Origin of the sequence: Stenotrophomonas humi (assembly GCF_001431415.1) — a bacterium.
GTDB classification, from domain to species: Bacteria; Pseudomonadota; Gammaproteobacteria; order Xanthomonadales; family Xanthomonadaceae; genus Stenotrophomonas; species Stenotrophomonas humi.
In genome coordinates this window covers 1-15,036 of record NZ_LDJI01000033.1, presented here as the reverse complement: position 1 = coordinate 15,036, position 15,036 = coordinate 1, and the positions used below count along the sequence as shown (strand labels likewise).

12 protein-coding genes and 1 pseudogene are annotated in these 15,036 nt (G+C 64.9%); 7 read left to right on the top strand and 6 right to left on the bottom strand.

What is annotated here, in order from left to right:
* Window positions 1-18 precede the first annotated feature (18 nt).
* From sucD to ABB26_RS16620, 3 genes and pseudogenes are all read left to right on the top strand, one after another.
* Window positions 19-894 (top strand): succinate--CoA ligase subunit alpha, encoded by an 876-nt coding sequence (gene sucD / locus ABB26_RS16625; protein WP_017356169.1) that lies wholly within the window; start codon window positions 19-21, stop codon window positions 892-894.
* A 437-nt stretch (window positions 895-1,331) separates the two neighbouring features.
* Window positions 1,332-1,667: pseudogene (locus ABB26_RS19260) on the top strand (endonuclease domain-containing protein); the annotation flags it as partial.
* A gap of 45 nt (window positions 1,668-1,712) precedes the next feature.
* The gene (locus tag ABB26_RS16620; RefSeq protein ID WP_057635865.1) at window positions 1,713-3,350 is read left to right on the top strand and encodes an NAD+ synthase; all 1,638 of its coding nucleotides are present in this window, start codon (window positions 1,713-1,715) and stop codon (window positions 3,348-3,350) included.
* Between the two features lie 248 nt (window positions 3,351-3,598).
* Here the strand turns inward: ABB26_RS16620 and ABB26_RS16615 are convergent, their stop codons facing one another.
* Window positions 3,599-4,480 (bottom strand): outer membrane protein assembly factor BamD, encoded by an 882-nt coding sequence (locus ABB26_RS16615; RefSeq protein ID WP_057635838.1) that lies wholly within the window; start codon window positions 4,478-4,480, stop codon window positions 3,599-3,601.
* Between the two features lie 113 nt (window positions 4,481-4,593).
* On the opposite strand from ABB26_RS16615, the gene rluD reads away from it, so the two are divergent.
* Genes rluD through ABB26_RS16595 form a run of 4 tightly spaced genes read left to right on the top strand, consistent with a single transcriptional unit; the run spans window position 4,594 to window position 7,292 of the window.
* Window positions 4,594-5,583: a 23S rRNA pseudouridine(1911/1915/1917) synthase RluD gene (gene rluD, locus ABB26_RS16610; RefSeq protein ID WP_057635837.1), complete on the top strand. Its 990-nt coding sequence runs from the start codon at window positions 4,594-4,596 to the stop codon at window positions 5,581-5,583.
* Window positions 5,583-6,362 carry a peptidoglycan editing factor PgeF gene (gene pgeF, locus ABB26_RS16605; RefSeq protein ID WP_057635836.1) on the top strand — a complete coding sequence of 260 codons (780 nt, stop codon included), beginning with the start codon at window positions 5,583-5,585 and terminating at the stop codon, window positions 6,360-6,362. Before rluD ends, pgeF begins: the two co-directional genes overlap by 1 nt.
* A 2-nt stretch (window positions 6,363-6,364) precedes the next feature.
* On the top strand, window positions 6,365-6,898 hold the full coding sequence (locus ABB26_RS16600) for a DUF4166 domain-containing protein (protein ID WP_211261984.1): 534 nt from the start codon (window positions 6,365-6,367) through the stop codon (window positions 6,896-6,898).
* Window positions 6,888-7,292, top strand: a complete 405-nt coding sequence (locus tag ABB26_RS16595; protein ID WP_057635834.1) for a thiol-disulfide oxidoreductase DCC family protein — start codon at window positions 6,888-6,890, stop codon at window positions 7,290-7,292. The genes ABB26_RS16600 and ABB26_RS16595 overlap by 11 nt, the downstream gene beginning before the upstream one ends.
* A 27-nt stretch (window positions 7,293-7,319) precedes the next feature.
* Here ABB26_RS16595 and otsA read toward each other — a convergent pair whose 3' ends face one another.
* The 5 genes from otsA to ABB26_RS16570 form a co-directional block, all read right to left on the bottom strand.
* Window positions 7,320-8,690: an alpha,alpha-trehalose-phosphate synthase (UDP-forming) gene (gene otsA / locus ABB26_RS16590; protein ID WP_057635833.1), complete on the bottom strand. Its 1,371-nt coding sequence runs from the start codon at window positions 8,688-8,690 to the stop codon at window positions 7,320-7,322.
* Window positions 8,687-10,468 carry a glycoside hydrolase family 15 protein gene (locus ABB26_RS16585; RefSeq protein WP_057635832.1) on the bottom strand — a complete coding sequence of 594 codons (1,782 nt, stop codon included), beginning with the start codon at window positions 10,466-10,468 and terminating at the stop codon, window positions 8,687-8,689. The genes otsA and ABB26_RS16585 overlap by 4 nt, the downstream gene beginning before the upstream one ends.
* A 15-nt stretch (window positions 10,469-10,483) precedes the next feature.
* Window positions 10,484-11,239, bottom strand: coding sequence for a trehalose-phosphatase (gene otsB, locus ABB26_RS16580; RefSeq protein ID WP_057635831.1), 756 nt, complete (start codon window positions 11,237-11,239; stop codon window positions 10,484-10,486).
* 135 nt (window positions 11,240-11,374) lie between these two features.
* Window positions 11,375-12,706 carry an OmpA family protein gene (locus tag ABB26_RS16575; protein WP_057635830.1) on the bottom strand — a complete coding sequence of 444 codons (1,332 nt, stop codon included), beginning with the start codon at window positions 12,704-12,706 and terminating at the stop codon, window positions 11,375-11,377.
* Window positions 12,707-12,941: 235 nt separating this feature from the next.
* On the bottom strand, window positions 12,942-15,036 hold a 2,095-nt coding region (locus tag ABB26_RS16570; protein WP_057635829.1), incomplete at its 5' end, for a TonB-dependent receptor plug domain-containing protein.

Here is a 15,036-nt window from a genome sequence, read left to right as displayed (position 1 = left end):
GACACCGAAGGAAATCCAATGTCAGTTTTGATCAACAAGAACACCAAGGTGATCGTGCAGGGCTTCACCGGCCAGCAGGGCACCTTCCACGCCACTCAGATGATCGAGTACGGCACCCAGGTTGTCGGCGGCGTGACCCCGGGCAAGGGCGGCACCACCCACATCGACCTGCCGGTGTTCAACACCGTGGCCGATGCCGTGCAGAGCACCGGCGCCAACGCTTCGGTCATCTACGTGCCGCCGCCGTACGCGGCTGACGCGATCCTGGAAGCCGCTGCTGCCGGCATCAAGGTCATCGTCTGCATTACCGAAGGCATCCCGGTGCTGGACATGCTGCGCGTCAAGAACGTGCTGACCCGTTCGCATCCGGACACCGTGCTGATCGGGCCGAACTGCCCGGGCGTCATCACCCCGGGTGAGTGCAAGATCGGCATCATGCCGGGCCACATCCACAAGCCGGGCAAGATCGGCATCGTGTCGCGTTCGGGCACCCTGACCTATGAAGCGGTCAAGCAGACCACCGAAGTCGGTCTGGGCCAGTCCACCTGCATCGGCATCGGTGGTGACCCGATCAACGGCCTGAACTTCGTCGACTGCCTGAAGCTGTTCAACGAAGACCCGCAGACCGAAGGCATCATCATGGTTGGCGAAATCGGCGGCGACGCTGAAGAAGCCGGTGCCGAGTACATCAAGAACCACGTGAAGAAGCCGGTCGTCGGTTTCATCGCCGGTGCTTCGGCTCCGGCCGGCAAGCGCATGGGCCACGCCGGTGCGATCGCATCGGGCGGCAAGGGCACTGCCGAAGGCAAGTTCGCGGCAATGGAAGCTGCAGGCGTCGTCACCGTCCGTTCGCCGGGCGACCTGGGCGCTGCCATTGCCAAGCTGGTCAAGTAACAGCTGATTGCTGGTGATGTTGCGAGAAGGCCGCCCTTGGGCGGCCTTCTTTTGTTTTGGGGGTTGGGTGAAAAGCTGAAAGCTAAAAGCTAAAAGCTGAAAGCCGAAAGCCGAAAGCCGAAAGCCGAAAGCCGAAAGCCGAAAGCCGAAAGCCGAAAGCCGAAAGCCTTAAGAGCTGCCCTCACCCCTACCCCTCTCCCGCAGGCGGGAGAGGGGACAGCCAAAGCCAAAGCCAGAGCCAGAGCCAGAGCCTGAAATTGGGTCGCAGGGGGGGCGGGAGTTGGTGTGGGCAGGAGCAAGCTGTTGCCGTCCCCTCTCCCGTTTTCGGGAGAGGGGTAGGGGTGAGGGCAGCTTTCCGAGCAGAACGAATCGCTACCCCGATTCCGGAATCAATCCGTTCAAAAGACCCTCGTTCCTCCAACGGAAGGAGCGATCCCATGCGGAAAGGGGCCAAAACCAACAACGCCCGAGCCCTGCGCCGGGCGATGACCGATGCCGAGCGTCGGCTCTGGTATCACCTGCGCGATCACCGGCTGCCTGGCTTCAAATTCCGTCGCCAACACCCCATCGGCCCCTACATCGTCGATTTCGTCTGCCTCCAGCACCGCCTTGTCGTGGAACTGGACGGAAGCCAGCATGCCGATGATGCCGACGATCCGGTTCGTGAAGCCTTCCTGAGGGGCAAGGGCTACCGCGTGCTGCGCTTCTGGAATAATGAGGCCCTGAAGCACACCGCCGCGGTCTGCGAGAGCATCCTCCGCGAAATGTCGGTCAATCCAGCCCCCGCCGGGTGCGGGGGCAAGCAGAAGGTTGTTGATATGTCTCAATCGCTACGCATCGCCATGGCCCAGTTCGATTTCCCGGTGGGGGATGTGACTGCCAACACCGGCCGCATCATCGAGCTGATGCAGGAGGCGCGCGATGAGTACGGCGCCGATGTGGTGGTGTTCCCGGAACTGGCCATCAGTGGCTATCCACCGGAAGACCTGCTGCTGCGCCCGGGGTTCCTGCACGCCTGCGCGCAGGCGCTCGAGCGCATTGCTGCCGAGGCGCAGGGCATCGTCGCCGTCGTGGGCTGGCCGCAGAGCGCCGGAGCGGTGGTCTACAACGCGGCCAGTGTGCTGCGCGATGGTGCGGTCGCCACCACCTACCGCAAGCGTGAGCTGCCCAACTACGCGGTCTTCGACGAGCGGCGCTACTTCGATGTGGACCCGGACGGCGGCAACTGCGTGTTCGAGGTCAATGGCGTGCAGGTGGGGCTGGTGATCTGCGAGGACCTGTGGTTCTCCGAGCCGATGATGGGCAGCATCCAGGCCGGTGCCGAGTTGCTGCTGGTGCCCAATGCCTCGCCGTACGAGCGCGGCAAGCACGCCCAGCGCGATGCGTTGCTGGCCGAGCGCTGCGCCGAGGGTGGGGTGGGTATCGCCTACCTCAACACCGTGGGCGGCCAGGATGCGCTGGTGTTCGATGGCGCGTCGGTGGTGGCTGACGGTGACGGCACGGTGCATCCGGCGGCCGTGGCATTTGCCGAGGAAATGCTGCTCGTCGAGTACAACGTGGCCGCGCGCAGCTTCATGCCGTTGCGCTGGATCGACGATGGTGACGAGAGCATGGACGCGCTGGCCTGGCGTGCAGTGACCCGTGGCATCCAGGACTATTGCCGCAAGAACGGCTTCAGTACGGTGTGGCTGGGCCTGTCCGGTGGCATCGACTCGGCATTGGTTTTGGCCTTGGCGGTGGATGCACTGGGCGCGGAGAACGTCCGCGCGGTGAGCCTGCCATCGCGCTATACGGCTGATCTATCCAACGACCTGGCGGTGGAGCAATGCCGCGCGCTGGGCGTGAAGCTGGACACCGTACCGATCGAGCCGGCCTTCCAGGGCTTGATGCAGTCGCTGTCGGCGATGTTTGAAGGCCAGGCGGCGGATGTCACCGAGGAGAACCTGCAGTCGCGCAGCCGCGGTGTGATTCTGATGGCGCTGGCCAACAAATTTGGTGGCCTGCTGCTGACGACCGGCAACAAAAGCGAATATTCGGTTGGCTACGCGACCATCTACGGCGACATGTGCGGCGGCTACGCACCGCTGAAAGACCTGTACAAGACCGAGGTCTACGGCCTGTCCAAGTGGCGCAACACCGTGGGCGGTGCACCGGTGATACCGCCAGCGGTGATCGCCCGCGCACCGTCGGCCGAACTGCGCGACAACCAGACCGACCAGGATTCGCTGCCGGCCTATGACGTGCTGGACGGGATCCTGTACCGCTATATCGACCAGGAGCAGTCGCGCGAGGACATCCTTGCCGCCGGGTATGCGGCGGAGGTGGTGGACCGTGTGCTGCGGCTGGTGCGCATCAGCGAGTGGAAGCGGCACCAGGCCGCGCCGGGGCCGAAAGTGTCGCGCAGGGCCTTCGGGCGTGAGCGGCGATATCCGATCAGCAATGGCTATCGGGGTTGAGGGCGCAGGAGCGGGGGAATGCAAAGCGCCGCTCTGCTGTAAGGCGTCAGAGCCCCTAATGCCTTAGTAGCCCGCATCCGCCCCTTTGGAGCACCTTCTCCGGCCTTGAAGGAGAAGGGATAGGGGGCGTCTCAGGCTCCTGTTTGCGCTGCAGGCCACAGCCCCCTCCGGTTGGAGGGGCTAAGAACGAAAAAAGGGGCCGTCAGGCCCCTTTCTGGTTTCCGTTGCTGGCTGGAACGGAACGCCGATTACTTGCTCATCGTGGCGTTGCGCTGGCCGGTGGCCACCGACTTTTCGCCGGCAAACGGGTTCAGCTTGCGGATCATCCACGGGTACTTCGGCCAGTTGCCGGCCAACCAGGGGTGCTGCGGCTGGTTCAGCTCAAGCACACGGCGGGCGTCGTCGGCGAGGGTCTTGTTGCCCAGGTGGGTGTAGGCCTCGCCCAGCAGCGCCACGGCATCGTACTGGAAGGCGCTCTGCGGGTAGGTTTCCAGCAGGTAATTGGCGCGGCCGGCGGCCGACACCCAGGCGCCACGACGGGCGTAGTACAGGCCGTCGTCCAGTTCGTGCTGGGCGAACACGTCACGCAGTTCGACCATGCGCTGGCGCGCGTCGGCGGCGTAGCGGCTGTTCGGGTAGCGGTCGGCAACGATGTTGAAGTCGGCGTAAGCCTGACGCGGGGTGGACAGATCGCGACGGCTGGCGTCCAGAGACCACACGCGGCGCAGGAATACCGTGTCGCGGTTGCCGTTGGCCAGGCCGCGCAGGTAGTACATGTAGGCGATGTTGCGGTGGGTCGGGTAGGTGCGGATGAAGCGGTCGATGCTGGAGACCGCGTCATCGTTCTTGCCGGCCTTGTACTGGGCGTAGGCGCTTTCGATCATCGCCTGCTCGGTATACGGGCCGTACGGGTACTGCGCAATCAGGCGCTTGAAGCTGCCTTCGGCGCCGGACCAGTTGCCGCCTTCCATGAGCTTGTGGCTCTTCTCGAAGAGCTGCTCAACCGGGGCGCCTTCATCGGCGTCCTTCTTCTTGTCACCGCGGTGGCAGCCGGTGGCAGCGAAAACCAGGACCAGCAACAGGGCGGTGAGGCGGACGGGCGCGGACAGCAGCGAAGAGCGTCGGATCATGGGTTCAGGGCAGGACGCGGCAGGAATACGAAGGGGCGATGATAGCCTAGTGGCCTGTCCTGCGACTGACTGTTGCCGTCAGGACCCCCAATTTCGTCTCCGTTGGTCTAAACATGTCCGAAAACGCCTCCTCCAACCTGCGCCAGGCGCAGGTCCCCGATTCGGCCGCTGGCCGCCGCTTTGATGCGGTGCTGGCCGAGCTTTTCCCTGAATTTTCGCGCTCGCGGCTGACCGAGTGGATCAAGACCGGCGCGGTGCTGCTGGACGGCGAGCCGGCGCGGCCGCGCGATCCGGTCCGTGGCGGCGAAGTGGCGACCCTGAATGTGGTCCTGGAAGTGGAGACCACCGCGCAGCCGGAGGATATCCCGCTGTCGATCCTGTACGAGGACGAGCATGTCTTCGTGATCGACAAGCCGGCCGGGCTGGTGGTCCACCCGGGCGCGGGCAATCCGACCGGCACCCTGGTCAATGCGCTGCTGTTCCGTGACCCGGAGATGGCCAAGGTGCCGCGCGCCGGCGTGGTCCACCGGCTGGACAAGGACACCAGCGGCGTGATGGTCGTGGCCCGTACCGTGCAGGCGCAGACCGCACTGGTCGAACAGCTGTCCGCGCGCGAAGTGCACCGCCAGTACCTGGCCGTGGTGGTGGGTTCGATGGTGTCCGGTGGCAGCGTGGATGCCGCCATTGACCGGCACCCGCGCGACCGCCTGAAGATGGGCGTGCGCGAGGACGGCAAGGATGCAGTCACCCATTACCGCCTGCGCGAGCGTTTCCGCGCCCACACCGCGCTGGAATGCCGCCTTGAAACCGGCCGTACCCACCAGATCCGTGTGCATATGGCCCACCTGAAGCACGCGATCATCGGCGATCCGCTGTACGGCGGCGCCCTCAAGCTGCCCAAGGGCGCCAGCGATGAGCTGGTCGCGCAGCTGCGCGGTTTCAAGCGGCAGGCGCTGCATGCCGAGACGCTGGAGTTCGTGCACCCGATCACCGGCGAATCCATCCGCAACACTGCACCGACACCGGCCGACCTGTTGGCGTTGATGAAGGCGCTGCGTGACGACACGCAGGCCTTCGCCGAGCGCGAGCGGAACCGCTGGTGATGGGCACGGCATCGCCGCTGTGGAGGGCCGAATGGCCCGCGCCGTCAGGCGTACAGGCGTTCACCACGCAGCGACACGGTGCCGGTGGCTCACTACCGCCGTTTGACAGCTTCAACCTGGGTAACCGCACCGCCGCCGACGGCGACGACCCGGCGCAGGTACAGCGCAACCGCGATGAACTGCAGCGCCTGGCGGGGTTGCCGTCGGCGCCGCATTGGTTGCGCCAGGTACACGGCACCGGCGTGCTGCGCTTCGATGCGCCGCCGCAGGCGCAGGGCATCGAGGCCGAGCCGGTTGCCGACGCGGCGGTGACCTCGGTCCCCGGCGTGGTGCTGGCGATCCTGACCGCCGATTGCCTGCCGGTGGTGTACGCCGCGCGCGATGGCAGCGAAGTGGCGGCGGCCCATGCCGGTTGGCGCGGGCTGGCCGACGGCATGCTGGAGCGGACGCTGGCGGCGATGCAGAGCCCGGCCAGCGACGTGATCGCTTGGTTGGGCCCGGCCGCAGGGCCGGCGCATTACGAAATTGGTGCCGATGTGCGCGATGCCTTTCTGGCGCATTCGGCGGCGGCTGAAGTTGCCTTCGTCGCCACCCGGCCGGGGCATTGGCGGGTGGATCTGTATGCGCTGGCACGCCAGCGGTTGCTGGCGGTTGGCATGAACTCGGCCGACATTCACGGCGGTGACCTGTGCACCATCGCCGACCCGCAGCGTTGGTTCTCGCACCGCCGCGACCGTCGTAGTGGTCGTATCGCCACCCTGGTGTGGATGTCGCAATGACCTTGCCGTTGTTCGCGCAGGTGCTGGGCGCCGCGTTTGAACGGCTGTCGCCGCAGGTGCGGGCGCTGCATTCGGTGCGCCGCCGCCAGCGTTGGAGCGGGCGGGGCGAGGTAATGCGGGGGACGCATTGGCTGGTGGCGCCCTGCGCGTGGCTGGCGCGGTTGCCGCCGACATCCTCGGTGCCGGTAAGTGTCGAGTTCGTGGTGGATGAGCATGGCGAGCAATGGAGCCGGCAGTTCGGCCCGGCGCGCATGCACTCGCGGCTATGGCAGCGTGACGGGCGGTTGTGCGAGCGGCTGGGCGCGGTGCGCTTCCGTTTTGGTCTGCGCGAGGAGGCAGGACAGATCCTGTGGCGGGCCGAACGGGTCTGGGCATTCGGCCTGCTGCCATTGCCGGCAAGCTGGTTCGCGCAGGTGCAATGCCGCGAGCGCGAACACGCCGGGCGTTACGAGTTTCTGGTGGATGTCTCGATGCCGATGATCGGGCGGTTGATTCGCTACGAAGGTTGGCTGCTGCCGGCGTCCGATGAAGACTGAGGGCGCGGTGATCGTATTCGACGGCGTCTGCGCACTGTGCAGCCGCTGGGTGCGTTTTCTGCTGCGTTTCGATCGACAAGGGCGCTATCGCTTTGCGGCGATGCAGGGCGAGCAGGGGCGCCGCTTGCTGGCGGCACATGGACTGGATCCGGACGATCCGTTGTCATTCCTGCTGGTGGACGACGATGTGGCATACACCGATACGGACGCCATCATGCGCGTGGTCAGCGGCCTGGGTGGTGTGTGGCGCCTGGCGGGTGTGGTGCGTTGGATTCCGCAGGCATTGCGGGATCGGGGCTATCGCTGGCTGGCGCGCAATCGCTATCGCTGGTTTGGGCGGCATCAGACCTGTTTTCTGCCGACGCCGGAACAGCGAGCGCGGTTCCTGGATTGAGGGTCGGCGTGAAAGTGTGAAGCGCCCTCAATGCAGGCCTTCCAGCGCCTGCAGGTAGTCCCGTCGCCAGCGGTTGATGTCATGGACACTCAGGTGCTCGAACATGGCCCGCCAGCGTTCGATGCGTTCGGCGCGGGGCATGTTGGCGGCGGTGGCGATGGCGTCGGCCACGCCGTCCAGGTCGTGCGGGTTGACCAGCAATGCCTGCTTCAGTTCATCCGCTGCGCCGGCCAGCAGCGATAGCACCAGCACGCCTGGATCGTCGGGATTCTGCGATGCCACGTATTCCTTGGCGACCAGGTTCATGCCATCACGCAGCGGTGTGACCAGGCCCACCGCCGCTTCGCGGTAGAAGCCGGTCAACGTGCTGTGTGCGTAGTTCTGGTTGACGTAACGCAGCGGTGTCCAGTCGGCTTCGGCATGGCCGCCGTTGATGTGGCCGGCCAGCTGTTCAAGCTCCATGCGCAGCTTTCGGTACTCGTTGACGCTGCCGCGCGACACCGGTGCGATCTGCAGGTAAGTCATGCTGCCTTTCTGCTGCGGGTAGCGGCGCAGGTAATGCTCGAAGCCATGGAACCGTTCGGGCAGGCCCTTGGAATAATCCAGCCGATCAACACCGATGGCGAGTTTGCGGTTCTCCAGGCTCTGGCGCAGTGCGCGCACCGGCTTGTTGCTGGTGGCGGTCCGTGCCTGGCGGGCGATGTGTGCGGTGTCGATGCCAATGGGGAATGCGGAGGTACGCACGCGACGGCCATCGGATGCCTGTATCCAGTTCGCATCGATCAACCGGCCGCCGCCGAACAAGCGGGCATAGGATTGGAACCGGTCCACGTCGCGGCGGGTCTGGAACCCCAGCAGGTCGTAGGAATACAGCGTGGAAAACAGCGCCCGGTGGTCGGGCAGGGCCTGGATCAGATCGGCCGACGGTACCGGTACATGCAGGAAGAAGCCGATGCGGCAGCCGATGCCACGTTCGCGCAGCAGGGCCGCCAACGGAATCAGGTGATAGTCGTGAATCCACACGGTGTCGTCTTCGCGCAGCAAGGGCGCAAGCTTGTCGGCGAACAAGGCGTTGACGCGCCAATAGCCTTCGCGCTTGCTGCGGTCGTAGTCGATCAGATCCAGGCGGAAGTGCAGCAACGGCCACAACGTACGATTGGAAAAGCCGTTGTAGTAGCTGTCCAGATCCTTCTTTGACAGGTCCATCGTGATGTAGCGGATGTTGCTCTCGCTCTGCTCATGCATGTCACCGCTTTCGCCCTGCACGCTGCGTCCGCTCCAGCCGAACCAGACGCCACCGCGTTCCTGCAGTGCCGCCTGCAGGCCCACGGCCAGACCACCCGCGCGGGATTCGCCGGGAACGGCGACCCGGTTGGAGACCACGACCAGGCGGCTCACGAAGCCTCCTGCCAGTTGCGCGACAAGCGCATTGCGGCGGTGATCAGGCCGACGTGCGAATAGGTCTGCGGGAAATTGCCCCATTGCTCGCCGTCGCTGAAGGCCAGGTCCTCCGACAGCAGCCCGACGTGATTGCGCTGCGCCAGGACGTTCTCGAACATTTCGCGTGCTTCTTCTATGTGACCGATGGCGGCCAGCGCGTCGATGTACCAGAACGTGCAGATGGTGAAGCTGGTCTCCGGCGTGCCGAAGTCGTCCGGGGCGATGTAACGGAACAGCGCATCGCCATGCTTGAGGTCGCGGCCGATGGCATGGACCGTGGCGATGTAGCGTGGGTCCATCGCATCGATGAAGCCGATGTCGGCCAGCAGCAGCAGCGAGGCATCCAGGTGCTGGCCATCCCAGGTGTCGGTGAAGTGACCGCGCAGGGGATTCCAGCCACGCGCCAGTACGCGCTGTTGAATGGCATCAGCGCGTTCGCGCCAATGTGTGGCGCGGTCGTGCAGTTGCAAGCGGATGGCGATCTTGGCCAGGCGGTCGCAGGCGGCCCAGCACATCGCCGAGGTGTAGGTGTGCACCGAGGTGCGGCCACGGAACTCCCACAGGCCCGCGTCGGGCACGTCGTGCAGGGCGAAGGCGCGCTCACCCAGCGGTTCCAACCGCGTGAACATATGCGTATCCCCCTGGGCTTCCAGGCGCTGGTCGAAGAATAGTTGCGTCGACGCCAGTACCACCGAGCCGTAGACATCGTGCTGCTTCTGCACCCAGGCCAGGTTGCCACGCCGTACCGGGCCCATGCCGCGATAGCCTGCCAGCGAAGGCACTTCATGTTCGTCCAGCTTGTCTTCCATGCCGATGCCATACAGCGGCTGCAGGCTGCCATCGCTGGTAGCGAGATTGAAGATGTAGTGCAGGAATCCTTCCATCGAGCGGGTTGCACCCAGTCGGTTGAGTGCACGCACCACAAAGGCGGCGTCGCGCAGCCAGCAGTAGCGATAGTCCCAGTTGCGGATACTGCCGGGTGCCTCCGGGATCGAGGTGGTCATGGCGGCGATGATCGCGCCGCTGTCCTCGTACTGGCACAGCTTCAGGGTGATCGCACTGCGGATCACCGCTTCCTGCCATTCCAGCGGGATGGACAGGTAGCGCACCCATTCGCGCCAGTATTCGGTAGTGCGTTGCTGGGCCTCCTGCGCGTAGCCGGCCAGGGTGCGGTCCAGCGTCTCGTCGACGCCGAGGATGAATTCCATGGGATGCGACAGCACGAACGGCGTCCCATCACGGACGAAGCGCACCGGTACGTCGGTGGTCAGGCGCAGGGTGAATTCGGGCAAGAGCCAGCGCATGTGATTGCTGCCCCAGGTGGTTTCGGGAACACGCGCGCCCCAGTCGGCCAGCGGTCGCGCCCGTACGCGGATGCGTGGGCTTCCGGACAGTGGGCGAATGCGACGGACAAGGCTCGGTGGTCGGTACAGGCGGCCGTTGCGCTTCCAGCGCGGTGCGAAGTCGATCACTTCCACTTCGGCGCCGTGGGTATCGCGAAGTACCGTGCGCAGGATGGCGGTATTGGCGATGTAGTGCTGCTCGCTGTCGGCGAACTCTTCCAGTTCGATGACAAAATCACCGCCTTCGTGATCGCGTGGAGACAGCAGCGCGCAGAAGGCGGGATCACCATCGAACGCAGGCAGGCAACCCCAGACCACCCGTGCGCGTTTGTCGATCAAGGCGCCATAGCTGCCATTGCCGACGACGGCCAGATCAAGGTTGGCCTGCTGCATGTGTACCTCCGGGTTTCATGTGGGATGTGGCATGGCAGTGCGCAGCCAGGCATGCACGGCTGCCACGTCAGGCAATGCATAACGGGCGTGGCTGTTGGCACGGGTGCCGACCAGCACGCCATGGCCGTGCAGTTGCTCGGCTACGGCGAAGCCGTGTTCGTCGGTCAGGTCGTCACCCACGAATACCGGGCGCCGGCCGGCGAAGGGGGCTGACGCCATCAACGCGAGCAGTGCCTGGCCCTTGTCGTGGTCGGCGTTGATGAATTCGACGACATGGTTGCCGGGTTGCAATCGAACGCCCGGCAGTCGCGGTAGTTGCGCATGTGCGAATGCATGGATGGCTGCGGCTGCGTCGGGTGCGTTGCGCCAGTGCAGGGCAAGCGCCTGGCCTTTGTTTTCCAGCAGCATGCCGGGATGTTGATGGGCGATTTTTTCCGCCTGGCGATGCAGCTCATGCAGCCAGCCGGCTGTGTCTGCCTGTGGCGTTTCGTCGGTGCCGCGGCGTCGCAGCTGGGCGCCATGCAGGCCGGCGGCGGGCAAGCGCAGCGGGGCGAACAATGTATCGAGCTGCGCGACGCTGCGCCCACTGACCAAGGCCAGTGCGCCGTTGAGCTGGAGCGCGAGTACGGACAGCAGGTGCGGCAGATCGTCGGCTGGCATCACCTTGTCAGGATGGTCGGCAAACGCGACCAAGGTGCCATCGACATCCAGAAACAGCGCATCGTTGTTCGCCAGCGCCGGGGGGAGCGGTCGCTGTAGTTCTTCGAGCATGTGGACACTATGCCGCAGGGGTTGTTAGGAGGAGGTAAGGGCGATTGGTTGGGGTGAGGCAGCTCCTGAGGCTGTGCGCACAAAAAACAAACCGGCCTCTCGGCCGGTTTGTCATCACAACCATTGCAACGGACCTTACTTGGCCACGGTGAACTCGATGCGGCGGTTCTGTGCCTTGCCCTCCTCGGTATCGTTGCTGGCACGCGGCTTGTCCTGGCCATAGCCCTTGGCGGTCAGCGAATCCGCCGCCACGCCCAGTTCGCGCAGGCGTGCGGCCACGGCATCGGCGCGTTGCTGGCTCAGGGTGACATTGGCGGCAGCATCGCCGGTGCTGTCGGTGTGGCCGCCCACCTCGATGCGGGTGCCGGCCGGTGCCTGCTTGATCGCATTGGCCGCATTGGCCAGGGTTTCCGAACTGTCACGCGAGATCGTCGCCGAGCCGGTATCGAAGTAGATGTTCATCAGGTTCAACGCCTTGACCAGCTCGTCGCCGCTGAATCCGGCTTTCAGGCCGGCCATCGCGGCGGCGGCACGATCCCACAGGCCGCTGATCTCGAAGCCACCGAACAGGCTGCGCAGTTTTTCGCTGACCGCAAAGCGATCCGCTTCGGGCAGGCCGCTGGTGTCGATGTTGAGCTTGTCGCCATCGAAACCGAATTTCAGCCCACTTGCCTTCAGATCAGGCAGCGCGGCGATCAGCTTGTCCATCCAGCCGGCCGGCAGGGTAGCTGGATCCACAGCGATGTTGCCGCTGAGGTTGGCTTCGCCGAAGGTGGCTTTCAATGCATCCCACAAGCGGGTCTTGTCGGTGTCGCTGGCGACCTGGCCATTGACCGTCACCTTGCCGTTGACGTTATCGAAGCCGAAGCGCGGATTGGCCTGTACCGCCGGTGTGGCTGGTTGCGTGGTGGCAACCGGCTCCGCTGGTGGCGGGACGACCGCTTCCTCTTTCTTGCAGCTGCGGAATGCGAGAAACGCGGCCAGCAGGATCAACAAGGGGATCACCCATTTCCACCAACCGCCCGAGGTGGCGGTGGCAGCTGTGGCAGAGCCGGCATATCCCGCTGCCGGTGTTGTGGTGCCAAACCAACGGTCGTAGTCAGCCGGGCGCGAGGTGGGGATGTTGCCGCCGGCAGTCAGTTGGCCGACGATCTTGGGCAGCAGCCAGGCACCTGCCATGTTCACCGCGGCGGCGGGGATCCCGAGCTTGCTGGCGATGCCGCTGGCCAGGTTCTGGCCGAAGCCGGCGCTGAACTGATCTGGCTGCAGCACGTTGTCGCCGGGTGTCTTGCCGATCCAGGACGAGAACAGATCGTCCAGACCGGCGTCGGTAAAGCGCTTTCGCAGACCGGTGAAGCCGCCGTTGGCAGGATCAAAGATGGCGTCGGCAAGCAGGCGCACGAGACGCCCTGCGTTGTCGCCCAGGTGAAAGCGGGTGGCCGCTTCGCGAATCAGGGACTCGAACATATACGCCTCCAATCATTGAGATGGACCGGGCAGCGTTCGACCGGTAGGCGTAAGGGACGCGCAGGGCTGTTAAATCGGGATGAATCGTGTTTAAACGCGATCGTCACCTGCGCGAAGTTGCGCCATGCTGGGCAGCTTCGCGCCAGCAAAGGAATGACCCGCAAAGCATCAGTGCGTGGAGAGCCAACCCCTCTTCCGCGACGCGGGAGAGGGGGAGGGGCAGCCTGTCGCCCGATCAGAACGTGTAACGCACGCGTCCGTACCAGTACGCGCCGTTGCTGCCGATCGGTGAGAGCACGTCGTAGGGGAGGTTGCCGAAGTAGTAGATGTCCTCGTTCGACTTGTCCGGGTAGTTGTCGGTCAGGTTCTGTCCGCCGACGGCCACACTCCATTGCGGCGTGATGCGGTATTCCACTTCGGCATCCAGTTGCCATTCCGCGCCATAGGTCTGGGTCGGGATGTAGCCACCGCCGAAATCGAACACGCGCTTGGCGCTGCCATGGCGGCTGACGCGGCTGCTCAGCGACCAATCGTCGTTGCTCCAGCTGGCCGCCAGCTGCGCGCGGGTGCGGGGTGCCGCATCGGTCAGCGTGTTGCTTTCTTCCACGCCGAACAGCACGTAGTCCGGGTCCAGCGCGAGCAGCTGTGCCGGCGTGGCCAGCACGTTCTTCAGCTCGGTCTTGGCGTAGCTCCAGGTGCCGGTCAGCAGCAGGTCACCATTGCCGAGTGATTGCCGCCAGTTGGCGACGAATTCCGCGCCACGGGTGCGGGTGTCGGCGGCATTGACGAAGTAATGCGCGCTCTCCAGCCCGCCAACGCCGAACTGCTGCTGCACGAAATCGGTCAGCGCATCACCGGTGATGCTCTCCGACAGTGCGATGCGGTCGTCGATGTCGATCTGGAACAGATCCAGTGACAGGTCAAGGTGGCTGCCGATCTGGCTGGTGAAACCAAGGCTGTAGTTGATCGACTTCTCCGGCTTCAGGTCGGTGGCGCCCAGTGCGCGCGCGATCGGGTTGTTCACCGACAGCAGGCGCCCCTGCACCAACTGGCCGCCCGCGGTGTAGCCGGTGGAGGTGGATTCGTAGCCGATCTGGCTCAGCGACGGTGCGTGGAAGTTGTTGGACACCGAACCACGCAGCGCGAACGCAGGCACGAATGCATAGCGCGCACCGATCTTGCCGGTCAGCTCGCCACCGAAGTCCTGGTAATGCTCATAACGCGCGGCGATGTCGGTGGAGAACTTCTCGCCGAAGGTTGAAGACAGGCTGGTGTAGGCGCTGAGCACTTCGCGCGACAGGTCTGCCTCGTCCTGCGGGGTCAGGCCGCCACCGGCCTGCGAACCGGTTGGACGGTCGGTGTAGGGACCAGCGGCATAGCTGGCCGGGTCGCCGGCACCGGTTTCGTAGCGTTCGTGGCGTGCTTCCACGCCAAAGCCGAGGCTGTGGCTGTCATCCTCGCGCACGAAGATGCGGCCCAGGTCGAGGTTTGCGACGGTCTGGTCGAAGCTGAAGTCGCCGGTCTTGAAGCGGGTCGGGCTGGTCGGGCCGAGCGAGGCGTTGAGTGAGTCGCGCAGGCGGAACGTGAATTCGTTGCGGCCGTGATCGAGGCTGGCGTCGTAGTTCCATTGGCCCCACTCACCGCGCGCACCGGCAACCAACTGCACGTCGAGGTTCTCGCCTTCGGAAACCGGGCGATAGCCGTTGGGATACAGCGCCTTCCAGTTGGCTTCGCCATCCGGGTAGCGGAAGTAGTTGGCGCCTTCGGTATCGCGCTGGTTGTAGGTGCCGAACGCGTACGCCTTGGAGTTCGCCCCGAACGGGATTTCAGCGTTGAACCAGGCGTTGAGATCCTTGCTGGCACCATCGCCCAGCGAATAGTTGCGCTTGCCGGCCAGCGCCAGATTGTCCGGCGTCTGTGCTTCCCACGGCGGAATCTGATCGAAGCCGGCGCGGTTGGTGGCTTCGCGGTTCTTGTATTCCAGGCCGACGCGCAGGAAGCCACCGTCGTCGGTCAGGGCCGTGCCGACCTTGGCGCTGAAGTAGCTGCTCTGGCCATCGGTGAGGGTGCGGTTGATCGGCTTGAGGTCGGTGTGGTGGGCACCGAAGCTGGCTTCGATGGCGCCGCCTTCCGGGGCGTCGTCGAGGATCACGTTGATCACGCCGGCCACTGCATCGGAGCCATACAGCGCACCGGCACCATCACGCAGCACCTCGATGCGCTTGATCGCGCTGACCGGGATGGCGTTGAAATCCACCGGCGTGGTGCCCTTGCCGATCTTGCTGTCGGTGTTGACCAGCGCGCTGTTGTGGCGGCGCTTGCCGTTGACC